This is a genomic window from Streptomyces pseudovenezuelae, assembly GCF_029892565.1.
In the GTDB taxonomy this organism is placed as follows: Bacteria; Actinomycetota; Actinomycetes; order Streptomycetales; family Streptomycetaceae; genus Streptomyces; species Streptomyces pseudovenezuelae_A.
This window is the reverse complement of record NZ_JARXVH010000001.1, coordinates 379,585-403,675: the sequence shown is the minus strand read 5'-3', so window position 1 is coordinate 403,675 and position 24,091 is coordinate 379,585. Positions and strand designations below refer to the sequence as shown.

At 71.3% G+C, this 24,091-nt stretch carries 20 protein-coding genes; 11 read left to right on the top strand and 9 right to left on the bottom strand.

Going from position 1 to position 24,091, the window contains the following annotated elements:
- Positions 1–19: 19 nt before the first annotated feature.
- Positions 20–2,095 (bottom strand): transketolase, encoded by a 2,076-nt coding sequence (gene tkt / locus M2283_RS01825; RefSeq protein WP_280874685.1) that lies wholly within the window; start codon positions 2,093–2,095, stop codon positions 20–22.
- A gap of 155 nt (positions 2,096–2,250) precedes the next feature.
- Between tkt and M2283_RS01820 the strand changes: the two genes are divergently transcribed.
- The 4 genes from M2283_RS01820 (at position 2,251) to M2283_RS01805 (ending at position 4,962) form a co-directional block, all read left to right on the top strand.
- On the top strand, positions 2,251–3,156 hold the full coding sequence (locus tag M2283_RS01820) for a helix-turn-helix domain-containing protein (protein WP_280874129.1): 906 nt from the start codon (positions 2,251–2,253) through the stop codon (positions 3,154–3,156).
- Positions 3,157–3,362: 206 nt separating this feature from the next.
- A complete protein-coding gene (locus M2283_RS01815; RefSeq protein ID WP_280874128.1) occupies positions 3,363–3,770 on the top strand; it encodes a hypothetical protein in 408 nt (135 codons plus the stop codon).
- Between the two features lie 112 nt (positions 3,771–3,882).
- Positions 3,883–4,587 (top strand): SigE family RNA polymerase sigma factor, encoded by a 705-nt coding sequence (locus M2283_RS01810; protein WP_280874127.1) that lies wholly within the window; start codon positions 3,883–3,885, stop codon positions 4,585–4,587.
- 27 nt (positions 4,588–4,614) lie between these two features.
- The gene (locus M2283_RS01805; protein WP_280874126.1) at positions 4,615–4,962 is read left to right on the top strand and encodes a hypothetical protein; all 348 of its coding nucleotides are present in this window, start codon (positions 4,615–4,617) and stop codon (positions 4,960–4,962) included.
- Between the two features lie 6 nt (positions 4,963–4,968).
- Here the strand turns inward: M2283_RS01805 and M2283_RS01800 are convergent, their stop codons facing one another.
- Positions 4,969–6,366 carry a glycoside hydrolase family 16 protein gene (locus M2283_RS01800; RefSeq protein WP_280874125.1) on the bottom strand — a complete coding sequence of 466 codons (1,398 nt, stop codon included), beginning with the start codon at positions 6,364–6,366 and terminating at the stop codon, positions 4,969–4,971.
- Between the two features lie 219 nt (positions 6,367–6,585).
- Entirely contained in the window at positions 6,586–7,809 is a 1,224-nt protein-coding gene (locus tag M2283_RS01795; RefSeq protein ID WP_280874124.1) for an MFS transporter, read from the bottom strand.
- A gap of 88 nt (positions 7,810–7,897) precedes the next feature.
- On the opposite strand from M2283_RS01795, the gene M2283_RS01790 reads away from it, so the two are divergent.
- Together M2283_RS01790 and M2283_RS01785 are read left to right on the top strand one after the other, a co-directional pair.
- Complete coding sequence (locus M2283_RS01790) at positions 7,898–8,659, top strand: DeoR/GlpR family DNA-binding transcription regulator (RefSeq protein ID WP_280874123.1); 762 nt, start codon at positions 7,898–7,900, stop codon at positions 8,657–8,659.
- Between the two features lie 173 nt (positions 8,660–8,832).
- Positions 8,833–10,164: an MFS transporter gene (locus tag M2283_RS01785; RefSeq protein ID WP_280874122.1), complete on the top strand. Its 1,332-nt coding sequence runs from the start codon at positions 8,833–8,835 to the stop codon at positions 10,162–10,164.
- Positions 10,165–10,181: 17 nt separating this feature from the next.
- Here the strand turns inward: M2283_RS01785 and M2283_RS01780 are convergent, their stop codons facing one another.
- Entirely contained in the window at positions 10,182–11,426 is a 1,245-nt protein-coding gene (locus M2283_RS01780) for a L,D-transpeptidase (RefSeq protein ID WP_280874121.1), read from the bottom strand.
- A 317-nt stretch (positions 11,427–11,743) separates the two neighbouring features.
- Here M2283_RS01780 and M2283_RS01775 point away from each other — a divergent pair, with 317 nt between their 5' ends.
- On the top strand, positions 11,744–14,434 hold the full coding sequence (locus M2283_RS01775; protein ID WP_280874120.1) for an FAD/NAD(P)-binding protein: 2,691 nt from the start codon (positions 11,744–11,746) through the stop codon (positions 14,432–14,434).
- A gap of 7 nt (positions 14,435–14,441) precedes the next feature.
- Here M2283_RS01775 and M2283_RS01770 read toward each other — a convergent pair whose 3' ends face one another.
- The 5 genes from M2283_RS01770 to M2283_RS01750 all read right to left on the bottom strand — a co-directional run bounded on the left by M2283_RS01770 (position 14,442) and on the right by M2283_RS01750 (position 19,984).
- Positions 14,442–16,544: an MMPL family transporter gene (locus M2283_RS01770; protein ID WP_280874684.1), complete on the bottom strand. Its 2,103-nt coding sequence runs from the start codon at positions 16,542–16,544 to the stop codon at positions 14,442–14,444.
- Between the two features lie 192 nt (positions 16,545–16,736).
- The gene (locus tag M2283_RS01765; RefSeq protein WP_280874119.1) at positions 16,737–17,435 is read right to left on the bottom strand and encodes a response regulator transcription factor; all 699 of its coding nucleotides are present in this window, start codon (positions 17,433–17,435) and stop codon (positions 16,737–16,739) included.
- Positions 17,432–18,634: a sensor histidine kinase gene (locus M2283_RS01760; protein ID WP_280874118.1), complete on the bottom strand. Its 1,203-nt coding sequence runs from the start codon at positions 18,632–18,634 to the stop codon at positions 17,432–17,434. The genes M2283_RS01765 and M2283_RS01760 overlap by 4 nt, the downstream gene beginning before the upstream one ends.
- A 160-nt stretch (positions 18,635–18,794) precedes the next feature.
- The gene (locus M2283_RS01755; RefSeq protein ID WP_280874117.1) at positions 18,795–19,556 is read right to left on the bottom strand and encodes an IclR family transcriptional regulator; all 762 of its coding nucleotides are present in this window, start codon (positions 19,554–19,556) and stop codon (positions 18,795–18,797) included.
- Positions 19,553–19,984 (bottom strand): MarR family winged helix-turn-helix transcriptional regulator, encoded by a 432-nt coding sequence (locus M2283_RS01750; protein ID WP_280874116.1) that lies wholly within the window; start codon positions 19,982–19,984, stop codon positions 19,553–19,555. Before M2283_RS01750 ends, M2283_RS01755 begins: the two co-directional genes overlap by 4 nt.
- A gap of 271 nt (positions 19,985–20,255) precedes the next feature.
- On the opposite strand from M2283_RS01750, the gene M2283_RS01745 reads away from it, so the two are divergent.
- From M2283_RS01745 to M2283_RS01730, 4 genes are read left to right on the top strand one after another with little or no spacing between them, the layout of a single operon-like run.
- Positions 20,256–21,173, top strand: a complete 918-nt coding sequence (locus tag M2283_RS01745; RefSeq protein WP_280874115.1) for an SDR family NAD(P)-dependent oxidoreductase — start codon at positions 20,256–20,258, stop codon at positions 21,171–21,173.
- Positions 21,174–21,202: 29 nt separating this feature from the next.
- Complete coding sequence (locus tag M2283_RS01740; RefSeq protein WP_280874683.1) at positions 21,203–22,078, top strand: amidohydrolase family protein; 876 nt, start codon at positions 21,203–21,205, stop codon at positions 22,076–22,078.
- Positions 22,079–22,088: 10 nt separating this feature from the next.
- On the top strand, positions 22,089–23,591 hold the full coding sequence (gene menE, locus M2283_RS01735; RefSeq protein WP_280874114.1) for an o-succinylbenzoate--CoA ligase: 1,503 nt from the start codon (positions 22,089–22,091) through the stop codon (positions 23,589–23,591).
- Between the two features lie 23 nt (positions 23,592–23,614).
- The gene (locus M2283_RS01730) at positions 23,615–24,070 is read left to right on the top strand and encodes a MaoC family dehydratase (RefSeq protein ID WP_280874113.1); all 456 of its coding nucleotides are present in this window, start codon (positions 23,615–23,617) and stop codon (positions 24,068–24,070) included.
- The last annotated feature ends 21 nt before the right edge of the window (positions 24,071–24,091 follow it).

The following is a 24,091-nucleotide window of genomic DNA, read 5'->3' as shown; positions in this document are numbered from 1 at the left end:
CTTCTTTCTGGCGAACGGATCAACCGCGCGCGGCGGCCACGGATTCCCGGGCGACTGCGGCGACGTTCTCCGGGGTGAAACCGAACTCGGCGAAAAGGGTCTTTGCATCGGCGGAGGCGCCGAAGTGCTCAAGAGAGACGATGCGTCCTGCGTCACCTACGAACCGGTACCACGTGAGACCCACACCCGCCTCGACGGCGACACGGGCCTTCACGGCCGGCGGCAGGATCCGCTCGCGGTACTCGCGCGGCTGCTCCTCGAACCACTCCACGGACGGCATCGACACCACGCGCGTGCCGATCCCCTCCGCCTCCAGCTGCTCACGCGCCTCGACCGCGAGGTGGACCTCGGAGCCGGTGGCGATGAGGATCACGTCCGGGGTGTCCTTGGAGGACTCGCGCAGGACGTAACCGCCCTTGGCCGCGTCCGGGTCGGGCGCGTACACCGGCACGCCCTGCCGGGTGAGGGCGAGGCCGTGCGGGGCGGGGTCGGTGGCGTGCCGCTTGAGGATCTCGGCCCAGGCGATCGCGGTCTCGTTGGCGTCGGCGGGCCGGACCACGTTCAGACCCGGGATGGCGCGCAGCGAGGCGAGGTGCTCGACCGGCTGGTGGGTCGGCCCGTCCTCGCCGAGACCGACGGAGTCGTGCGTCCACACGTACGTCACCGGGAGCTGCATCAGCGCGGCCATGCGGACGGCGTTGCGCATGTAGTCGGAGAACACCAGGAAGGTGCCGCCGTAGATACGGGTGTTGCCGTGCAGCGCGATGCCGTTCATCTCGGCCGCCATGGAGAACTCGCGGATGCCGAAGTGGATCGTACGGCCGTACGGGTCGGCCCCCGGCAGCGGGTTGCCCTCGGGCAGGAAGGACGACGTCTTGTCGATGGTGGTGTTGTTCGAGCCGGCCAGGTCGGCGGAGCCGCCCCACAGCTCGGGCAGTACCCCGCCCAGCGCCTGGAGCACCTTGCCGGAGGCGGCGCGGGTCGCGACGGAAGCGCCCTCCTCGAAGACCGGCAGGACGTCCTGCCAGCCCTCGGGCAGCTGACCGGCGACGATCCGGTCGAACAGGGCCGCCCGCTCCGCGTCGGCGCCGCGCCACTTGTCGAGCTGCTTGTCCCAGGCCGCGTGCGCCTCCGCGCCGCGGTCCAGGGCGGTGCGGGTGTGGGCGAGGACGTCGTCGGCGACCTCGAAGGACCGCTCCGGGTCGAAGCCCAGCAGCCGCTTGGTCGCGGCCACCTCGTCGACGCCGAGCGCGGAGCCGTGGGAGGCCTCGGTGTTCTGCGCGTTCGGGGCGGGCCAGGCGATGATCGTGCGCATCGCGATGATCGAGGGCCGCTCGGTCTCGGCCTCCGCGGCCTTCAGCGCCGCGTACAGGGCGGCTACGTCGATGTCGCCGCCGAGCGCCGGCTCGATCCGCTGGACGTGCCAGCCGTAGGCCTCGTAGCGGCCCAGCACGTCCTCGGAGAACGCGGTCGCGGTGTCGCCCTCGATGGAGATGTGGTTGTCGTCGTAGAGGAAGACCAGGTTGCCGAGCTTCTGGTGGCCCGCCATGGAGGAGGCCTCGGCGGAGACGCCCTCCTCCAGGTCGCCGTCGGAGACGATCGCCCAGATGGTGTGGTCGAAGGGGGAGGTGCCCTCGGGGGCCTCGGGGTCGAACAGGCCGCGCTCGTAGCGGGCGGCCATCGCCATGCCGACCGCGTTGGCGACGCCCTGGCCGAGCGGTCCCGTGGTGGTCTCGACGCCGGCGGTGTGCCCGTACTCCGGGTGACCGGGGGTCTTCGAGCCGTGGGTCCGGAAGGCCTTGAGGTCGTCGAGCCCGACCTCGTACCCGGCCAGGAAGAGCTGGGTGTAGAGCGTCAGCGAGGTGTGGCCGGGGGAGAGAACGAAGCGGTCACGTCCGGTCCACTCCGGATCCGCCGGGTCGTGACGCATCACCTTCTGAAAGATCGTGTATGCGGCAGGGGCCAGGCTCATCGCGGTGCCCGGGTGCCCGTTGCCCACCTTCTGCACGGCATCGGCCGCCAACAGGCGGGCCGTGTCGACGGCACGCCGGTCGAGTTCGGTCCATTCGAAACTGTCCGGTGTCTGCGCGCTCATCGTGCTCATCTTCAAGAAGTCCTCGATCGGAGCGGAGTAGCTGGTCTGACGCGTTCAAAACTAAAAGTCTGACTTTTTAGAGGGAAGGTCCCTGTGTGTCAGCCTGTGGTGAAAGTGGGACACGGACGGCGCGATCGAGGCGGCACGAGAAGGACATGGCGGACAGAACCACCCAAGGTGGCGACGGTGAAGGCGGCGTGGACGCCATCAGAACGTTTCCCTTCCCGGTCGAGCTGAGTGTGTGCGGGGTCGGTATGCAGGTCGGCCCGATGGGCACCGACCGCACCTGGCACGCGGATGCCCCGCTGCACCGCGTCCACCGCATCGACTTCCATGTCGTGATGCTCTTCGACGAGGGACCGGTCCGCCACATGATCGACTTCGCCGAGTACGAGGCGACGGCCGGCGACGTCCTGTGGATCCGCCCCGGCCAGGTCCACCGCTTCTCGCGGTTCGACGACTACCGCGGCACCGTCCTGACCATGCAGCCCGGCTTCCTCCCGCGCGCCACGGTCGAGGCGACCGGCCTCTACCGCTACGACCTGCCGCCCCTGCTCCGCCCCGACCCTCCCCAGCTGACAGCCCTGCGCTCGTCCCTGACCCAGCTCCAACGCGAGTACGAGGACACGGCGACCCTCCCGCTGAGCCTGCACACCTCGGTCCTGCGCCACTCACTGACCGCGTTCCTGCTCCGCCTCGCCCATCTCGCGGCGAGCTCCGCGGAGGCGGCCCGCGGCCAGGCCGACACGACGTTCACCCTCTTCCGGGACGCCGTCGAGAAGGGCTTCGCCACCAACCACAGCGTCAGCGCCTACGCCGACGCCCTCGGCTACTCCCGCCGCACCCTCGTCCGCGCGGTCCGCGCCGCCACCGGCGAGACCCCCAAGGGCTTCATCGACAAACGCGTCGTCCTGGAGGCCAAGCGCCTCCTCGCCCACACGGACATGCCCATCGGCCGCGTCGGCGCGGCGATCGGCTTCCCCGACGCGGCGAACTTCACCAAGTTCTTCCACCAGCACACGGAGCTGACGCCGGCGGGGTTCCGGGCGGAGATGCGGTGAGGTGCTGCGGGGTGCGGTGAGGTCGGGCGGGGCCGCGGCGCCCCGCGGAAACCGGTAGCCAGGTAAATCTCCTCGACCTGCGACCTCGATGCCGCCGGAACGTCTGTCCGGGTGGAGGCGCCTCCGGGCCAGGGGCTTCACCACGGGAAGCCACCCGTGGTGCTCGTCCCGACAGACCGGTCACCATCGAGGATTCGAGGAAGAACATGTCCGCAGGTCAGGCTCTCCGACACAGCCTCCGCTCGGGCCGCGTCCGTCTCGCCCTGGGCGCCACGGTCGCCGCCGCCGCGTTCGCCGTCGGCGGCACCCTCACCGCCCACGCCGACAGCGCCGCGTCCGCCCCGCAGCACAAGCTCAAGCAAGTGTCCGTCACCGACGTGTGCGTGGATCCGGACCCGAACCCGGACCCCGACCCCGTCGACGCGGTGCCGGGCGGGGACGACGACCTCCCCAAGCCCGACTCCACCGAGAACATCTACTACGACGGCGACGACTGCGCGGAGCCCGTTCCGGGCGACGGGGACGCGGTCACCGCGGTGCCCGTCCCGGGTGACAAGTACGGCACCCCGCACGGCCCCTTCAGGGAGGCCAAGCCCGCTCCCGCCAAGCACTGACGGGGAGCCCGGGCTGAGGTGGAGCCGCCGGACGGGTGTCCGGCGGCTCCACCGTCCCTCCGCCCGGTGGTTCGGCGCGGAGGGTGTCAACACGATCGTGTCCAGGAGATGCATGAAGGCAGCGACGATCCCGGCCGCCCCGGCCCAGCCCCACGGTGTGCCAACAGGCGGGTACAGAGCGGTACTTCACCCCACCCGTACCTGGACGGACGCACTGCACCGGGCGTGGGGCCGCCTGGTGCGCGGGCTGTCGCAAAGGGGAGAGGGGACCTCGGCGGGCCGGCCGCCACCGTCGGTGCCGGGCTCACCGGCTGCCTACGCCGATCTCGACGAGCCCGGTATCGACGAGCTCTACTCACACCGCCGTCTGGACCTGGTCCGCCTGGCCCTGCTCCTGGTGGACGACCTCCCCACGGCGGAGGACGTGGTGCAGGACGTCTTCGCCGCGCTCTACCGCCGCTACGGCAGGACGCTGGCCGGCCTGGACAGCCCCGACGCCTATCTGCGGACGAGCGTGGTCAACACCTCGCGCTCGGTCCTGCGCCGCCGCCGCACGGTACGAGCCCACGTCCCCGAACGCGAAGGCCACGCACCCTCGGCCGAGGAACCCGTGCTGCTGCGCGAGGAGCACGGAGAGGTGATCGCCGCCCTGCACCGGCTGACCCGGCGACAGCGTGAGGTGCTGGTCCTGCGGTACTGGTCCCACCTCAGCGAGGCCCAGATCGCCGACACCCTGGGACTGTCCCGCGGGGCGGTCAAGTCCACCGCGAGCCGGGCACTGGCTGCCCTGCGCCGACAGTTGGAGGCCCCGAGATGAAGCCACACGTGATGCCGGAGGCGTCCGATGATTGACCAGGACTCCGGCTCCGGCCCGCACCCGGATCCCCTCGAACAACGGCTGCGTGACGCCCTGCGCGCCCGGGCCGACTCCGTCGACCGGTTCGATCTGCGACCCGCCGCCCCGCCGTCCGCGCAGGCCCGGTTCCGACTCACCGTCGCTCACCCCGTCCGCCGTACCGCCCTCGCGTTGTTCCTCCTGGCCGCCGTGGTGGTCGGCGTCCTGTTCGTGGAGGCGCACCGGGGACGGGGGGAGCCGGTCCGTCCCGCGGACGTCCCGTCGGTGTCACCCAGCCCCGATGTCGCTACGGCGGTGCCCGGGGACGGCGATGTCGACGCGTCCCCGGGTCCCTAGCCGGAACTAGTGCCCGAAGTCGAACCAGTTGACGTTCACGAAGTCAGCCGGCTGGCCGCTGGTGAAGGTCAGATAGACGTCGTGCGTGCCCGTGACCGCGCTGATGTTGGCCGGGACCGTCCGCCAGGACTGCCAGCCGCCCGTGTTGGCGAGGGCGAAGCTGCCGATGGGGGTGCTGGTACGGCTGTCGAGGCGCACCTCGACCAGGCCGCTCACGCCGGAGGCCGCACCGCTCGCCACCCGCGCGACGAACTGATGGGCCGCCGTGGAGCCGAAGTTGACGCCCTTGTATTGCGCCCAGTCGCCGTTGGCGAGCGAGCCGATGTCCTGGCCGCCGCCGCTGTCGGTGGTCGTCTCGGGGACCGTGCCGGACTGGCTGTCGTAGGACTCGGCCTGGATGGCGCTGTAGGCGTCCCGGTTGCCGGTCGGCGGAGGTGTGGTACCGCTCCCACTTGCCGACAGGACCTGGACGTAGTCGACGACCATCGGCACGCCGGACCGGGTGTCGCCGTCGAGGCCGCCGCCGAACGCGTCCGGGAAGCCGCCGCCCATCGCCACGTTCAGGATCAGGAAGAAGCCGTGGTTGGTGGCGTTGGCCCAGGTGGTCGCGTCCACCTGACTCGCCGTCACCGTGTGGTAGTTGACGCCGTCGACGTAGAAGCGGATCGCCTCGGGGCTCACCGAGCGGTCCCACTCCATGGAGTAGGTGTGGAAGCCGGACTGGCAGGTCGAGCCGGGGCAGGCGACCGAATTGCCGATGCCCGTCGTCTCGTTGCACGGGCCGCCCGGGCTGGTGCCGCAATGCAGCGTCGCCCAGACCTTGTTGAGCCCCTGGACGTTCTCCATGATGTCCAGCTCGCCGACGCCCGGCCAGTTCTGGTAGTTGCCGCGGTAGGGGGCGCCCAGGGCCCAGAACGCCGGCCAGTAGCCCTCGGCCGCGGTGCCGGTGACGTTGGGCATCTGGATGCGGGCCTCGACGCGCAACTTGCCGCCGGCCGGGGGCTGGAAGTCGGTGCGGTTGGTCTCGATGCGGCCCGAGGTCCACTGGCCGGCCGCGTTGCGCACCGGGGTGATGCGCAGGTTGCCGGAGCCGTCGAGCGAGACGTTGGTGGTGCTGTTCGTCATCGTCTCGACCTCGCCGGTGCCCCAGTTGGCGGGGCCGCCCGGATACGAAGTCCCGGTGTCGTACTGCCAGTTGGCGGTGTTCACGCCGGTGCCGGCGGTGCCGTTGAAGTCGTCGAGGAAGACCTGCGACCAGCCCGCCGGGGGTGTGGGCGCGGAGGCGTTCGCGGCGGGGACGGCGGCCAGCGCGGCGGCCGCCGCGAGACCGAGGGTGCCGAGAGCGGCGACGAGTGCCCGCCGCAGCGGGCGCCGTCTACGGCGAGTTCCGGAGGTGTCACGCATGTGGGGTGCCTCTCGGGTACGGAGGGGAGGGGAAGAGCGGGTGCCACTTCGAGACCACTCTTGAGAGCGCTCTCAAAGTGCGCCCAATGTGCTCCCCGCCACTCCGGTCGTCAAGAGTTAAAACAAGGAAAATCCGTACCCCACAGGTGAGTTCACCCCATGAATGCCATTTGTGGCTGCCCGGCGCCCAGGTCCTGTCCGAGCCTGCGCGGCACGGTGTCAGGGGTCGTGCCGCACAGGCGGTCGGTGGCTGCCGTGTGCCGTCTCGCGCGTGCGATCGGATTGGGCGCGCAGGACTCCCGCGGCAGCAGCGGTGATCGCACACAGCAGGGTCAGCAGCAAGAAGGCGTGGTTCAGCGCCACGAGATGGGTCATCCAGCCGATGACGGCAGGGCCGGCAAGCATGCCGACGTAGCCGAGGCTTGCCACACGGGAGACGTTGGCGCCGGCGGCGGAGGGGTCGGCGTGCCCGGCCGCGCTGAACAACTGGGGGACACAGCCGGACAGTCCCAGGCCGAACAGTGCCCATCCGGCGAACGCGGACCATACCCAGGGGGAGACGGCCGCGATCGTGATGCCGACGGCGGCTGTCGCCGAGCCGTAGCGCAGGATGGCCATGGACCCGAACCGGGCGACGAGACGGTCGGCGAGCAGCCGGCCGATGGTCATCGCCGCCGCGTAGGTGCCGTACGCGAAGGCGGCGGTGCTCGCGGGTGCGCCGAGAATGTCCTTCAGGTGCAGGGCGCTCCAGTCGTTCGCGGCCCCCTCGCACAGCATGACGATGAGGGCGAGGCAGGCGAGGATCCCAATGCGCCCGGGGGCGCTGTGCCGCTTCGCGGCCGGTGCCCGCTCCTCTTCCGCGGAGCCGCCGGCGGCGGGTGGCGGCGTGGCCGGCAGCAGGGCGCGTGCCGACGCCAGTGCGGTCACGACGCCTGCTGCTCCCAGGATGCCCATGGTCGCGGCCGGGCTCATCCGGATGCTCGCGGCACCCGCTGCGAAGAGCGAGGCGATGACGCCGCCGACGGAGAACATGGCGTGGAAGGCCGACATGACGGGTCGGCCGTACGCCTTCTCCACATGCACGGCGTGGGCGTTCATGCTCACGTCCAGGCAGCCGTTGGCGAAGCCGAAGATCAGCAGGGCGCCTGCCAGCGTCCCCGGATCACGGGGCAGGCCGGGCAGCACCAGGGTCGCGCTGCACAGAACGCCGGCGACGGGGACCACCACGCGCGCCCCGAGGCGGTCGGCCAGACGCCCGGCCACCTGCATACCGATGAAGGCCCCGAGCCCCAGCAGCACCAGCAGGCCCCCCAACGTCGCGTGGCTGATGCTCACGCGCTCCTCGATGGCGGGGATGTGCACCACCCAGGTGCCCATCAGGGTTCCGCAGAGGATGAAGTAGGTGAAGGTCGCCACACGGGCGGCTCGAAGTGAACGATCCATGCCGCCACCGTAACGAACATTTTTTCTGTGCGAAAGTCAGCTTAGTGAACGCATTGAATGTTCATTTCTCTTGGTGTTCAATCGCGGTATGACCAACACGGACCGGCACGGGCTGATCGCCCGGGCCGTCGGAGAGTCGGGCAGCGCCACGGTCCAGGACCTCGCCGAGCTGACCGGTGCCTCGGAGATGACCATCCGACGCGACCTCGACACGCTGGCCGCGCAAGGCGTTCTCGAACGCGTCCGGGGCGGAGCGCGCACCCTGCTGCTCAGGGGCGAGGAGCCGCCCTTCGCGCTGCGCGCCCGCGAGGCCGTGGACGCCAAGCGTCGGATCGCGGCCGAGGTGGCCTCGCTCATCACCGACGGTGAGACAGTCCTCCTGGACAGTGGCACCACCTGCCTGGAGGTGGCCCGCCTCCTGCGTCAACGGCCGGTCACGGTGATGCCCCTGTCGCTCCAGGCCATCCACCTGTTCGGCGAGGCGCCGGGCTCGACCACGCTGATGGTGCCCGGCGGACGGCCCCGCGCCGCCGAGGGGGCTCTCACCGGCCCTCTCACGCTCGCCTCCCTGTCGGCGCTGCGCTTCGACACCGCGGTCATCGGCTGTTGCGGCCTGAGCGCGGCCGAGGGCCTGACCGCCTACGACCTCGATGACGCGGCGGTGAAGAAGGCGAGCATCGCCTCCGCGCGCCGCGTCATCGCCGCTGCGGACGGCAGCAAGCTCGGCCGCACCGCCCACGCCTACGTCGGCCCTTCCGCTCTCCTGCACACCCTCGTCACCGACTCCTCGGCGCCCGCCGAGGAAGTCGCCGCGCTCGAAGGCACGAACACCGTCGTCAAGACGGTCTGACAAGGCCGGCAAGGGGCGCATCGATCGCCCGGCGCCGACCATCGACCTCGACACCGGCAACAGCCGCCTCAGCGGCAACGAGCCCATGCCTGGCTGGAGTCCATCGTCGACCGGCCTCAATTCGGACGCGGCAGCGCGGAGTTCGCTGCCGCAGGGGGGACGTCGGTCCGCGCATGAGCCAACATGACGACATCGGGCGGCAGTCGGGTTCCGTCGAGGACGTGGTCCCGGGGGTGGTGGCGGCCGAGCAGGCGGCACAGGACTCCGCACTCCGACTGGTGCTGGCCTCGCCCCTGTACCGCGGCGCGACCATCGCCCTGTTTCTGGCGGGGCTGGGTCAGTCCGCGGCCGCGCCCCAGATCGCCCTGTTCCTGACCAGGGAGCTGGGCGGCTCGCTGACCACCGCCGGCCTGTTCTACCTCACCAACCTGACCGCGCCGGTGGCCGGCTACCTGGTCGGTGCGCGGTCGGACCGCACCGGGGGACGGCTGGGGCTGTTTCGCGTGTGCGCCGTCGCGGGCTTCCTGGGCTGGGCGGGCATCGCCTGCGCGACGCAGCTGTGGATGCCCTTCGTCATCAGCGCCGTCGTCCTTGGGTTCGCCGGTGGCGCCGCCTCCCAGATCTTCGCCGCCATCCACGACGAGCTGAGCGTCCGGCCCAGCCCGGTCGGCGACGGGGTGGTCTCCGTCGTGCGGATGGCGCTGACGGCCGGCTGGATCGTCGGACCGTCCGCCGGAGCCGTCCTCGCGGCCCGCTTCGGACTACGGCCCATGCTGTTCGCCACCGCACTGCTCGCCCTGGCGCAGCTCGTGCCGCTGGGCATGCTCCGGACGCCCTCGAAACCGGCGCCCGCGGGCCCGTCGCCGAAGAAGGTGCGGCCGGCCGCGCCCCTTCGGACGAAGATGCGGACGATGCGACCACTGCTGCTGTTCACGGCGCTGTACGTGTTCGTGTACGCGGGCGAGCCGGTCAAATACGCGTATCTGCCGATCTACATGATCGAGCGCCTGCACTTCCCCTCCGGGGTCGAAGGCGCGATCATCGGCATCCAGCCGCTGGTGGAACTGGTGCTGATGCCGTTCGCCGTCCTGGCCGCCCGAAGAATCGGGATGATGCGGCTCATGGTCGTCGCGGCCGGCTTCGGCGTCGCCGCCAACATCTGCTTCGCCACCACCGCCAGCGCGCCCGGACTCTTCGCCGGGCAGATCCTCATGGGCGGGGTGTGGGGGGTCTTCGCGGCGCTCGGAATCATCATGGCCCAGCGCCTTCTCCCCGGCGCCGTGGCCACCGCTTCCGCGATCTTCATGAGCTCCACCGCGCTCAGCTCCGCGTTGGGCGGGTCCGTCGGAGGACTGGGAGTCGCGGCGCTCGGTCTGCCCCACGTCTTCCTCATACCGGCCGGGTTCGCGCTCCTCGCCGTCATCGGGCTCTCTCTGATGGACCGGTCCACCAGAAGGTCGCAGACATCGTCCTCGGGTCCGCCTGCTGATCCGGACCGGGTGTGATCATCGCGGGACGGCCTTCAGGCGGCGCTGCCCGCCTTCCAGTTCGCCCACGACATGTTCCAGCCGTTGAGGCCGTTGGCCGGATCCACCGTCTTCTCGCCCGAGTTCTTGACGATGACGACGTCGCCGAGCATCGAACTGTCGTAGAACTTGTAGCCGGGCACCGAGGTGTCGCTCGCGCCCTTGGCGTCGTGCAGGCCGACGCAGCCGTGGCTGGTGTTCTGGTTGCCGAACACCGCGGTGGACGCCCAGTAGTTGCCGTGCACGAAGGTGCCGGAGGTGGTCAGGCGCTGGGCGTGCGGGACGTCGGAGATGTCGTACTCGTCGCCGAGCCCGACCGTCGAGGACTCCATGCGGGTCTGCTTGAAGCGCTCGCTGATCACCATGATCCCGGACCAGGTGGTGTGGTCGGAGTCGCCGCCGGAGACGGCGTAGGTGGCGCGGGTCGCGCCGTCCCGTTTGACCACCATCTCCTTGGTGGACAGGTCGACCGTGCTGATCTGCTCACGGCCGATGTGGAAGGTGACGTCCTTGGACTGGACGCCGTAGACGCCGTCGGAGCCCTCGATGTCCTTCAGGCGCAGGCTGAGCGTGATCGTCGTGCCGGACGCCCAGTACGTCTCGGGGCGGAAGTCGAGCCGGGTGTCGCTGAACCAGTGGCCGACCACCTCGACGGCCGGCTCGGCGGTCACCGTGATCGCCTTCTGGACGGCGGCCCGGTCGGCCACGGCGTGCGTGAAGTTGATCGACACCGGCATGCCGACGCCGGAGGTGGTGTTCGCCTCGGGCGTGAAGTAGCCCACGAAGGTCTCGCCGGGCGCCTTGGTGGTGAAGGTCGCGGTCTGCTCGGCGGCGCCCTGGGCCGTCGCCGCGACCGTGTACTTCGTACCCGAGTACGGGTTCTTCGTGGACGTCCACTTGGTCTTGGCGTCGTTGAGTGAACCGGCCAAGGTGGAACCGTCATTTCCGGTGACCTTGACCGAGGCGAGTGTGCCGTCGGTCACGGTCACCTCGACCGGACTGGCGAACCCGGCCTTCTTGGTGCCGTCGGCCGGACTCACCGTGATGGTGGGCCGCTTCGTGGCTGAGGCCGAGGCGACGCCCGACGCGGCGGCCTTCGTGGTGTCGCCCTCCGAGGCGCCCGCCGAGCTGCACCCGGTCAGGACGGCGGCCGGTACCACGCCGAGCGCGGTGAGTATCCCGCGCCGGGACCACCTCCCCGACTGCTGCTCGGACCGGTTCGATATGTGCGATGCGCCCACGGCAGGCCTTCCTGAGAAATCCACCTTGCGGGTGCATCCTGCGCCGCGGACATGGGTTGATCCTTTGAATCCGTGGGCCGCTCCCTGAGATTCCTGTGAGGACACGGTGAGAGAAGGCCTGAAAGCACGGTTGTCGGGGCGCCCGGGTTTGTGAACAGAGTATGAACGCCCCGACCGGGGCGCTGAGTATCCGGTGAGATCCCCGTCCCGGCATGGCTTCCCCACCTTCCCGGTCGGAATAGTTCGGAAGCGAGGAACGACTGAAGGCGGAGTTCCGTTCACCGCGGCTCCGCTGCCGATCACAGCCGGAGGTATTCGTGACCGAAGTCCGCGAGCGGCACACCGTGGCCATCGTCGGAGCGGGCGCGGCGGGCACCCTCACCGCCGTCCAGCTCTGCGAGACGGCTACGCGCCGCCGGACCCCGCTCGACCTCGTCCTCCTGGATCCGGCCCCGGAAGCCGGCCGCGGCACCGCCTACGCCACCCGCGACCCGCGCCACCGCCTCAACGTGCCCTCGGGCGGCATGAGTTGCTACCCCGACGACCCCGGCCACTTCACCCGCTGGCTCTGCCGCCACGGCGAACCGACGGTCACCGCCGCCGACTTCGCGACCCGCTACCGCTACGGCGCCTACCTGGCCGACACCCTCGCGCAGGCGATCGTCCGCGCTCAAGGCACGGTCACCGTACGTCGATTGCGCACCCTCGCCGAGAGTTGTACCGGCACCCCCGACGGCCGGGTGGACCTCCACCTCGCCGACGGGGGACACCTCACCGCGCACAGTGCCGTCCTGGCCACCGGCCCCGCCGCCCCGGCCGCAGGCTGGGCCCCGCCCGCCCTGCGCGCCTCGGCCCGCTTCGTCGCCGAGCCCTGGACCACGGGCGCTCTCGACGGACCGCGGGCCGACACCGCCGCCGTCCTCCTGGTCGGCACCGGTCTCACCGCCGTGGACCTCGCCCTCGCCCTCGACCGCCCCGGCCGCACGGTGCACGCCCTCTCCCGCAGCGGCCTGCTGCCCCAGCCGCACGCGCTCACCCCGGCCGGCCCGATGACCCCACCGGACGGCCTCGACGACACCTCGCTGGGCCGGCTGCGCCGCGCCGTCTACCGGCACATCAGCCGGTCCGTACGCACCCACGGCGACTGGCGCCCCGCCCTCGACAGCCTGCGCCCGCACACCGCGCGCCTCTGGCACAGCCTCACCCCCGAGGACCGCGCCGAGTTCCTGGCCCGCGAAGGCGCCCTGTGGAACACCCACCGCCACCGCATGGCCCCCGCCACCGCCGAGTCCGTCTCCCGGGCCCGCACGGCACGCCGGCTCACCGTCCACACGGGCGCGGTCACGGACGTGGTCGAGCACGAGGGCGCGCTCGCGGTCACCCTCTCCAACGGCCGTTTCCTGAACGTCGGTTGGGTGATCGACTGCACGGGACCCGGCCGCCGCTCCGACGCCCCCCTCTGGCGCTCTCTGCTCGACTCCGGTGCCGCGGTGGCCGGGCCGCTCGGCATGGGCGTGGCCACACTCGACGGACGGCTCCTCGACGCCGAAGGCCGTGCCGACCGGCCGCTGTTCACGCTGGGCGCCCCGCGCCGCGGTGAACTGTGGGAGACCACCGCGATCCCCGAGATCCGGGTCCAAGCGGCGGCCCTGGCCAGGCAGTTGCTCGCCCCACTCGCCCCGAAGCGCCATGCGAACCGCCGCCCCTCCCGCCGTCCGGTCGACGGACACGACCTCGCCCTCTCCACCCACGCCGAGTCGGCCGCCGCCTACCGCACCGGCCTGGAGCGGGTCCTCAAGGTCCGGGCCGGCGCCGAGGACGCCTTCGCCCGCGCGGTCGCGCTCGACCCCGGCTTCGCCCTTGCCCACGCGGCCCTCGCCCTGCTGGGCCACGAGTGCGGCGCCACCGTCGACGTACCCCGGGCTCTGGCCGAGGCGCAGCGCAGCGCGCGCGAACGGGGCGACGAACGGGAGCGGTCCTTCGTGGAGGTGGTGACACGCCGGGTGCACGGCGAGAACGGCGACACCGCACTCGTACGACACCTCGACGCGCACCCCGCCGACGCGTTCGCCCTCGCGGTCGCCGTGCCCACCATCGCCTTCTCCGGCGTCACCGACCTCGACGACGACCAGGCGCTGCGCCTGGTCGAGGCGACGTCCGCCGCGCACGAAGGCCACTGGTTCCACACCTCGCTGCTGGCCTTTCTGCGCCAGGAGCAGGGGCGGCTGCACGAGGCCGGTGAGCTCGCCCACCGCGCGCTGGCCGCCGAGCCCGCCTCAGGACACGCCGTGCACGCGCTCGCCCACGTCCACTACGAGTCCGGCGCGCACGAGGCGGGCCGCGACTGGCTGGACGCCTGGGTCGCCGGGCAGGGCCGGGGCGCCGTGCACCGGGCGCACTTCTCCTGGCACATCGCGCTGCACGAACTGGCCCTCGACGACCCGGACGCCGTGCGCCGACGCTGGTTCGCCCAGCTCGCGCCGGGGCGGGTGGTGACCGGGGTGCGGGCGCTGGTCGACTCGGGGTCGCTGCTGTGGCGGGCCCGGCTGAGCGACAACTGGCCGGGCGAGCTGCCCACTTCGGACGTCCTGGAATCGGTGACCCACGAGGTCCTGGAACGCCCCGCGACCGCTTTCACCGCCCTGCACGCCGCCGTGGCCCTTGCCGCCGCCGGAGACCTCCCCGCCCTGCAGCGACTGCGCGACCATGCCGCCGGCGCCGACCAGGTGCAGCGCGAAGTGATCGTCCCGCTGTGCGAGGCGTTCGCCGCGCTGGTGGAGGAGCGTTTCCAGGAGGCGGCCCGGGGCCTGGACGCCCTGCTCCCGGTCCTGCGCCGGGTGGGCGGCAGCTCGGCTCAACGGGAGGTCGTCGAGGAGACGCTGCTCTACGCCCTGGTGGCGGCGGGCCGGTGCGAGGCGGCACGACGGCTGTTGGACGCGCGGTTGGACCGGAAGGAGGCGCCGCGGGATCGGCGGATGCGGGAGGGGCTTGCGGGGGTGGGGAGTTGAGGTGACGTCAGTTGCTCCGGCTCAACTCCCGCTGTTCAGGCGCCTCTTCGTGCAGTCCGAACCGGTCGTGCACCCGGCGCAGCGGCTTCGGTGCCCACCAGGCGTAGCGCCCGAGCAGTGCCATCGTCGCCGGGACGAGGAGCATCCGGACGACCGTCGCGTCGATCAGGACGGCGAGGGTGAGGCCGAGCCCGATCTGCAGGATGGGGGAGAAGCCGCCGGTCATGAAGGCGCCGAAGACGACGGCGAGGAGCAGCGCGGCGCAGGTCACCACGCGGCCGGAGCGGCGCAGACCGGTCACCACGGCATCCTGGTCGTCGCCCGTCCGCCGCCGTGCCTCGCGCATCCGGGCCAGGATGAACAGCTCGTAGTCCATGGCGAGTCCGAAGGCGATCGCGATGATCAGCGGGGGTGCCGTGAGGCTCAGCGCGCCCAGGCCCTCCGCGCCGAGTACCCCGGCGAGATGCCCGTCCTGGAAGACCCAGACCACCGCTCCGAGCGCGGCGCCCAGGCTGAGCAGTGTGGTCAGGATCGTGCGCAGCGGGATCAACACCGAGCCGGTGAAGGCGAACAGCAGGGCGAAGATGCCGATGAGCACGGTCACCGCCGCCCACGGCGCCCGGTCGGACAGCATCGCGCGGAAGTCGACCAGTCGGGCCGCGGGTCCGGTGACCTGGACCGGTGTGTCACCGCGTACGTCCCGGACCCGCTGAACCAGGTCGGTGGCCGCCTTGCCGTCCACGATCCCAGAGGGCTGGATCTCAACGATGCTTGTGCCGCCGGGCAGTTGGCGGGTCTGCGCGGTCGGGGAGAGGGCCCGGATGCGGTCGGCGGTCGCCGTGTCGGTGCCCGGCTTCAGGACGACGGTGACCGGGGAGACGCCGGTGCCCGGGGGGAAGTGCGCGTCGACGGTGTCGTACAACTGGCGTGCCTCGGTGCTCGTCGGGAGCTGGGTGGCGTCGCCGATCTGGATCTTCATGCCGGCGGCGGGCAGCGCCAGGACGAGCAGGACGGGTACGACGACGGCGACCACGGCGACGCGATGGCGGGCCGAGAAACGGGCGAGGCGGGCGAAGACACGGCCCTCCTCGCCCTCCGCACGGGTCTTCGCCGGCGGGATCCTGCCGCCGAACCTGGTCAGCAGCGCGGGCAGCAGGGTCAGCGCGGCCAGCATGTCGATGACCACCACTGCGGCCACGGCCAGGCCCATGCTGCGCAGGAAGACGCTCGGGAAGACCAGCAGCCCGGTCAGGCTGACGGCCACGGTGAACCCGGAGAACAGCACGGTCCGCCCGGCCGCGCCGACCGTACGGTGCACGGCCTCGACGACGTCGTCGGTGTGCCGGCGTTCCTCGCGGAAGCGGACCAGCATCAACAGGGCGTAGTCCACGGCGAGTCCGAGCCCCAGCATCGTCGTCACCTGGATCGCGTACACCGAGATGTCGGTCACCTGGCTGAAGCCGAACAGCGCCAGGAACGCGCCCGCGATCCCGCTGACCGCGATCACCAGCGGCAGCCCGGCCGCACGCAGTCCGCCGAACACGACCAGGAGCAGGGCCAGTACGACCGGCAGGGAGATCAACTCGGCGTTCCGTACGTCCTCCTGGGCCCGCTCGCCGATCTGCGTGCCCAGCAACGGGCCGCCGCTGACGTGGACTTCGAGCGCGTCGATCTCCTTGATCCGGTCGGCCGCCGCGTCCACGGCCCGCTCCTCGGCGTCGTCGTCGAGACCGCCCGTGAGGGTGACCGGGATGAGCAGGGCCCGCCCGTCCTCGGCGGTGAGGCCGCGGGTCGTGTACGGGTCCGGCACGGCGGCGACCCCGGCGATCGCGCGTACGTCGGTGACGGCCCGCTCGACCTGGCCGCGCAGTCCGGGATCGGTGACCGCGACGCCCTCGACGACGGCGGTGATCGACTCGCCGGTCGGGTCGGTGCGGTCCAGGTACTGCGCGGCGCGCTCGGACTCGGTGCCCGGGACTTCGGGCACGTTGTCGGAGAGTCGTGCGAACACGCCCGTCCCCAGCCCGAAGCCGAGCAACAGGAAGAGCACCCAGAACAGGATCACGGTGAGCGGACGACGGGTGGCCGTCCGGGCGAGTGCGGAGAGCACGGTCCCTCCCTGCGAGGTGTGCGAGGCATCGATGGACATGCCCCTCAGGCTCGTGCGGGAGGGGGTGCCACCAGATCGCCGGAGGGAGCGGTTTCCGGGACTCCGTCGTACGGGGGAGACGGGGCCGCGACTCACTCCCGCGCGGGAGGAACAGGCCCTTCCGCCAACGGCCCTTCCGTCAACGGCGCTCCGTCAACTGTCCTCCGCCGACGGCCCGTCCGTCCCCGGCGCGCCCGCCACGACCAACCCCGTCTCGTAGGCGCAGATCACCGCCTGCACCCGGTCCCTGAGGCCCAACTTGCTCAGCACATTGCTGACATGGGTCTTGACGGTGTGCTCGCTGACGAAGAAGGTCGTGGCGATCTCGGCGTTGGACAGCCCGCGGGCCAGCAGCGTCAGGGTCTCCGTCTCGCGGGTCGTCAGGACGTCGAGCCGCTGCGGGGTGACCGAGGCGGCGGCCTCCTCGCGGCGCCGTCGCACGATGTCCGCGACCAGGCGCCGGGTGACCGTCGGCGCGAGGAGCGAGTCGCCGGCCGCGACCACCCGCACGGCGTGCACGAGGTCGTCGCGGCGGACGTCCTTGAGCAGGAAGCCGCTGGCGCCCGCGTACAGCGCCTCGTACACGTACTCGTCCAGGTCGAACGTGGTCAGCATGACGACCTTGCAGCTCGACTGCGCGCACACCCGCCGCGCCGCCTCCAGGCCGTCCATCACCGGCATCCGGATGTCGAGCAGCAGCACGTCGGGCGCGTGCCGCCGCACCGCGGCGACCGCCTCCTCGCCGTCCCCGGCCTCGGCGACCACCTCCATGTCCCGTTGCGCCTCCAGGATCATGGTGAACCCGCTGCGCACCAGTTCCTGGTCGTCGGCGACGACCACGCGGATGCTCACCCCAGCGCCGCCTGCCGGTCCGCGGCCACCGGCAGACGTACGACGACCCGGAAGCCCCCGTCCGGTCCGCGCCCCGCCTCGGCGGTGCCCCCGCAGGCCGCAGCCCGTTCCCGGATGCCGATCAGCCCGTGTCCGCCGTCGCCGGGAGCCGACGGGCCCCGGCCGTCGTCCGTCACCGTCAGGGTCAACTCCCGCTCCGTCCAGTCGAGTCGGACCGTCGCGGAGGAAGCGTACGCATGCTTCACGGTGTTGGTCAGGGCCTCCTGGACCACCCGGTAGACGGCGATCCCGGTGTCCGGCGGAAGCGGGCACGGCTCGCCCGAGGTGCTCAACTCGACGCGCAGGCCGGTGGTTTCGCCGACCTGGCGGAGCAGCTCGGGCAGGGCGGTCACCCCCGGCTGCGGTGAAGTCCCTTGCCGTTGCTCCTCCTTGAGGACCCCGAGGATCCGCCGCAGCTGCCCCATCGCGTCCCGCCCGGCCCCCGCGATCGCGTCGAACGCGGCCTCCGCGCGCGCCGGATCACTGCGCACCACGACCGGCCCTGCCTCCGCCTGCACCACCATCAGGCTCACCGCGTGCGCCAGGATGTCGTGCATGTCCCGGGCGATCCGCGCGCGTTCCTGCGCCGTCGCCCGCGCGGTGTCGGCGGCGCGCTCCCGCTCAAGCCGACGCGCCCGGTCCTCCAACTCCGCGGTGTAGGCGCGCTGGACGCGGGTGAGCATCCCGAGCGCGTAGGCGCAGAGGATGGTCATCAGATGGAAGGCGTACTCGAAGGGCCGGGTGTCCTCCTTGTGGTGCATGGTCAGCGTGACGCCGAGGACCCAGCCGGCCAGCATCACGCGCCGCTGCCACGGCCGGCCCTGGGCGCCCATCGTGTAGAGGACGACCAGTCCGCCGTAGACCACGTCCGGCGGTGGCGCGTGGTAGACCGCCATCGCGGGCGTCGCGGCCGACACCGCGCAGGCCGTACCGAACGGCGCCCGGCGCCGCCACACCAGCGGCACCGCCGTGGCCGCGCCCAGCAGCCAGCCCTGCCAGGTCAGGCGGTCGTCGCCCTCGTCGGGGAAGAGCCACTGGAGCGAGACGGCGAACAGCACGAGGGTGGCGAGCGCGGCGTCGACGGCGTAGGGATTCGCGGTGCGCAGCCGGGTGTTGAGCTGCGCGAACCAGGAGTGTGCGAAGGAGGACTGCGGGGACATGGGCGGCTCCTCGGGGCAAGGGCCGTTCCAGTATCACGAGGGCATGGTGGCCTGGTCCTCACCGGTGAGAGGGATATCCGGGGGCCGATGTTCAGAGGAGTGGCGTCCGCCCTGTCCTACGGTCGGCATCCGCCTCGCCCCGACGCCGGACCTCATGACCTCACGTCTCCTTCCGCTCCGGCCGCCACCCCAGCGCCCGGGATATGCCGCGCGCCGCCAGCCGTACAGCGGGCACCAACACCGGTACCTGTGCCTCGACTTGGGGCACCACCACCGACACGGCGGCGACCACCGTGCCGCCCGGCCCCCGCACCGGCGCGGCGACCGAGAGGGCGTCGGCCGTGACCTGCCGGCTGCTCACGGCGATCCCGGTGTGCCGCACCTCGGCGAGCAGCCGGCGCAACCGTCCCGGATCGGTGACCGTGTACGGCGTGAAGGACGCGAGCGGACCGGCGCAGTACTCCTCCTGGAACTCGGCTTCCCCGTGGGCCAGCAGCGCCAGCCCGACCCCGGTGGCGTGCAGCGGCCAGCGCGCCCCGACCCTGATGTGCACGCCCACCGCCGAACGCCCCGACAGCCACTCGGTGTAGACGACCTGGCCGCCGTCCCGGACCGCCAACTGCACGTTCTCGTGCGTCGCTTCGTAGAGGTCCTCCAGATACGGCAGCGCCACCTGCCGCAGCGCGAGCCCGCGCGGGGCGAGCGCGGAGATCTCCCACAGCCGCAGTCCGACGTGGTAGACGCCCGACTCGTCCCGCTCCAGCGCGCCCCACTCGGTCAGCGCGGCCACCAGCCGGTGCGCGGTGGTGAGGGTGAGGCCGGCCCGGCGGCTGATGTCGGTCAGGCACAGGCCGGGGTGCTCGTGGTCGAAGGCGGCGAGCACGGCGAGCAGCCGGTCGGGCGCGGAGCGGCTGTCGCTCATGGCGAGCCGAAGCCCTCCTCGGTCATCCGCAGCAGCAGCGTGTGCAGCGTCTCGCGCTCGGCCGCACCGAGCGGTCCCAGCAGGTCGTTCGTCACGCGCAGCCCCGCCTCGTCCGTGTCCCGCAGGAAGGCGCGGCCGTCCTCGGTCAGCACGACGATCCGGCTGCGGCGGTCGTCGGGGGAGGGGCGGCGCTCGGCGAAGCCCTGCTTCTCCAGGTCGTCGACCAGGCCGACGATCGCGCTCGGGTCGTAGCCGAGCCGGGCGCTCAGCTCGCGCTGCAGGGCGCCCTCGGAGGTGGCGAGGAAACGCAGCACCGCGTAGTGGCGCAGGCGCAGCCCCGACTCCTGGAGGAACGTGTTGAACAACTGACCGGAGCGCAGGCCCAGGCGGTACAGCAGGTAGCCCGTGTCCGCGTGCAGCCCGCGCATCCACGGCTCGTCCGCGTCGATGGGGTTCGGGGTGACGTGCTGGCGTGCGATGGCGGGCTCCCGGTGCGGCTCGATACGTGCTGAGGGTGCTGGGAATTACAGCATCCCGCACCATCGGGTAATCAACAACTATTGACGTCAACAATTATTGCTCTTAGCTTCGATCTCGAAGCCGCAACTACCGTCTCGAAGTCGCAGTCACGCGTCTCGAAGCGGTAGCCGCGCGCCGCCAAGCCGCACCACCCGCATCAGCTCGTGAAGGGACACCCCCGTGCCCAGCATCGATCTCACCGGCAAGGTCGCCGTCGTCACCGGCAGTGGCCGGGGCCTCGGCCTCGCCTATGCCCATGCCCTGGCCGCCCATGGCGCCTCCGTGGTGGTCAACGACGTCGACGAGGCGGTGGCCGAGCAGGCCGTGAAGTCCCTCGTCGGGGCGGGCGGCACGGCCGTCGCCGAGGTCGTCCCGGTCGGCACCGCCGAGGCCGCGGACCGGCTGGTGAACCGGGCGGTGACGGAGTTCGGGCGGCTCGACGTGCTGGTCACCAACGCCGGCATCCTGCGCGACAAGGTGCTGTGGAAGATGACCGACGAGGACTTCGACGCGGTGCTCACCACCCACCTCAAGGGCACCTTCACCTGCGCCCGCGCCGCCGCCGTCCGGATGCGCGAGCAGGGCGAGGGCGGCACGCTGATCCTGGTCGGCTCGCCGGCCGGCCAGCGCGGCAACTTCGGGCAGACGAACTACGCCGCCGCAAAGGCCGGCATCGCCGCCATGGCCCGCACCTGGTCGATGGAGCTGGGCCGCGCGGGCATCACGGTCAACGCGATCGTGCCGGTCGCCGCGACCGCGATGACCGAGACGATCCCCGCCTTCGCCCCGTACATCGAGGCCATGAAGAACGGCGAGCCGCTGCCGGGCTTCCTGCGCAAGGGCGAGGGCTTCGGCACCCCTGAGGACTGCGCGGCCCTCGTCCCCTACCTCGCCTCCGAGCAGGCCCGGGGAGTGACCGGTCAGGCCATCGGCATCGGCGGCGACAAGGTGGCACTCTGGTCTCATCCGCAGGAGATCAGGACGGCGTACGCCGACGGCGGCTGGACCCCGGACACCCTCGCCGACGCCTTCCCCACCTCGGTCGGCGCCGAGCTCCAGTCGGTCGGCATCCCGGCGCCCAAGCTCCCGGAGGCGTGATGTCCCCCTTGTCCCCCTCGACGCCGTCGATGAACGTCGACGGACTGGTCGCGATCGACGTACACACCCACGCGGAGGTCTCCTCCAAGGGGCACTCATCCCTCGACGAGGACCTGCACGACGCCTCCTCCGCCTACTTCAAGGTCGAGGGCAACCGGAAACCCACGCTCGAAGAGACGGCCGCGTACTACCGCGAGCGCGGCATGGCCGCCGTGATCTTCACGGTGGACGCCGAGTCCGCGACCGGCACCGCGCCCGTCCCGAACGAGGAGGTCGCCGAGGCCGCCGCCGCCAACGCCGACGTCCTCATCCCCTTCGCCTCCATCGACCCGTTCCGGGGTAAGGCGGGGGTGAAGCAGGCCCGGCGCCTGGTCGAGGAGTACGGGGTCAAGGGCTTCAAGTTCCACCCCAACATCCAGGGCTTCTTCCCCAACGACCGCTCGGTGGCGTACGACCTCTACGAGGTGATCGAGGAGACCGGCACCATCGCCCTGTTCCACACGGGCCAGACGGGTATCGGCGCCGGTGTCCCCGGTGGGGGCGGCATCCGGCTCAAATACTCCAACCCCCTGCATGTCGACGATGTCGCCGCCGACTTCCCGGAGTTGAAGATCATTCTGGCGCACCCGTCCTTCCCCTGGCAGGACGAGGCGCTCGCCGTCGCCACGCACAAGCCGGGCGTGCACATCGACCTGTCCGGCTGGTCGCCGAAGTACTTCCCGCCGCAGCTCGTGCAGTACGCCAACACGCTGCTCAAGGACAAGGTCCTCTTCGGCTCCGACTTTCCCGTCCTCACCCCGGACCGCTGGCTCGCCGACTTCGAGAAGCTGCCGATCAAGGACGAGGTCAGGCCGAGGATCCTCAAGGAGAACGCCGCCCGACTGCTCGGGCTGACCACACCGTAAGGGGCCGGACATGCGCAACGAGGGACTGGGGTCGTGGCCCGCACGCCGGGCCCGCAAGACCCCGCACCGCACCGCCCTGATCCACGGCGCCACCACGCTCACGTACGCGGAGCTGTACGACCGCACCACCCGCCTCGCCCACGCCCTGCGCGCCCGCGGCATCCGGCGCGGCGACCGCGTCGCCTACCTCGGCCCCAACCACCCCACCTACCTGGAGACCCTGTTCGCGGCGGGCACGCTCGGCGCGGTCTTCGTCCCCCTCAACACCCGCCTGACCGGGCCCGAGATCGCCTACCAGCTCGCCGACTCCGGCGCCAAGGCCCTCGTCCACGGGCCCTCGCACACCGGGCTCGTCGCCGGACTGCCGGGCAGCACCGACGTACGGACCTACATCGAAGTCGGCGCCGAATACGAGGAGTTGCTGACGTCGGCCGCGGCCGAGCCCATCGACGAGCCGGTCGCGCCCGACGACACCTGCGTCATCATGTACACCTCGGGCACGACCGGCCGCCCCAAGGGCGCGATGCTCACTCACGGCAACCTGACCTGGAACGCGGTCAACGTCCTCGTCGACACCGACCTGATCGCCGACGAACGCGCCCTGGTCTGCGCCCCGTTGTTCCACACCGCGGGCCTGAACATGCTGACGCTCCCGGTCCTGCTCAAGGGCGGCACCTGTGTCCTGGTCGGGGCCTTCGACCCGGCCGAGACCCTCGACCTGATCCAACGGCACCGGATCACCTTCATGTTCGGGGTGCCGACGATGTTCGACCAGGTGGCCCGGCACCCGCACTGGCCGGCCGCCGACCTGTCCTCCCTGCGCATCCTGACCTGCGGCGGCTCCCCAGTGCCGACCCCGCTGATCGCCGCCTACCAGGAGCGCGGGCTGACCTTCCTCCAGGGCTACGGCATGACGGAGGCGTCCCCCGGCACGCTGTTCCTGGACGCCGAACACGCGGTGAGCAAGGCGGGTTCGGCAGGCGTGCCGCACTTCTTCAGCGATGTGCGGGTCGTACGGCCGGACTTGGTGCCCGTCGACATCGGTGAGACCGGCGAGGTGGTGGTCCGCGGGCCGCACGTCATGCCCGGCTACTGGGGGCTGCCCGAGGAGACGGCCGGCTCCTTCATGGACGGCTGGTTCCGCAGCGGGGACGCGGCCCGCATCGACGAGGACGGGTACGTCCACATCGTCGACCGAATCAAGGACATGATCATCTCCGGTGGCGAGAACATCTACCCCGCCGAGATCGAGGACCTGCTCCTCGCCCACCCCGACATCGTCGAGTGCGCGGTCATCGGTGTGCCGGACGAGAAGTGGGGCGAGGTGCCGCGGGCGGTCGTCGTGCCGCGCGAGGGCGCTTCGCTGGATATGGACGAGGTGCTCGCCTCCCTCTCCGGTCGGCTCGCCAAGTACAAGATCCCGAAGTCGGTCGTGCTCGCGGACGAACTCCCGCGCACCGCCTCCGGCAAGCTCCTCAAGTCCCGGGTGCGCAAGCGCTTCGGTGACCGGTAACTCCCCTAAGGAACAGGCTACTTATGAGCATCACCGTCAACGGCCTCGACGAACTCAAGAAGCTCGCCGGCAGCGACCTCGGCACCAGTGAGTGGATCGAGGTCACGCAGGAGCGGATCGACACCTTCGCCGACGCGACAGGCGACCACCAGTGGATCCACGTGGACCCGGAGAAGGCGGCTCAGGGTCCCTTCGGCGCGCCCATCGCCCACGGCTACCTGACCCTGTCCCTCTTCATCCCCCTGTTCACCGAGCTGTTGGACGTCCAGGGCGTCACCACGAAGGTCAACTACGGCCTGAACAAGGTGCGTTTCCCCTCGCCGGTCAAGGTCGGCTCGCGCATCCGGCTGATGGCAAAGCTGGCGGCGGTCGAGGACGTACCGGGCGGGGTGCAGATCACCGTCGACGGGGCGATAGAGATAGACGGCGGCGGGAAGCCCGCCGCCGTCCTGCAGAGCCTGTCAAGGTTCTACGCCTGATCCCTAAGGGGAGTTCACGCC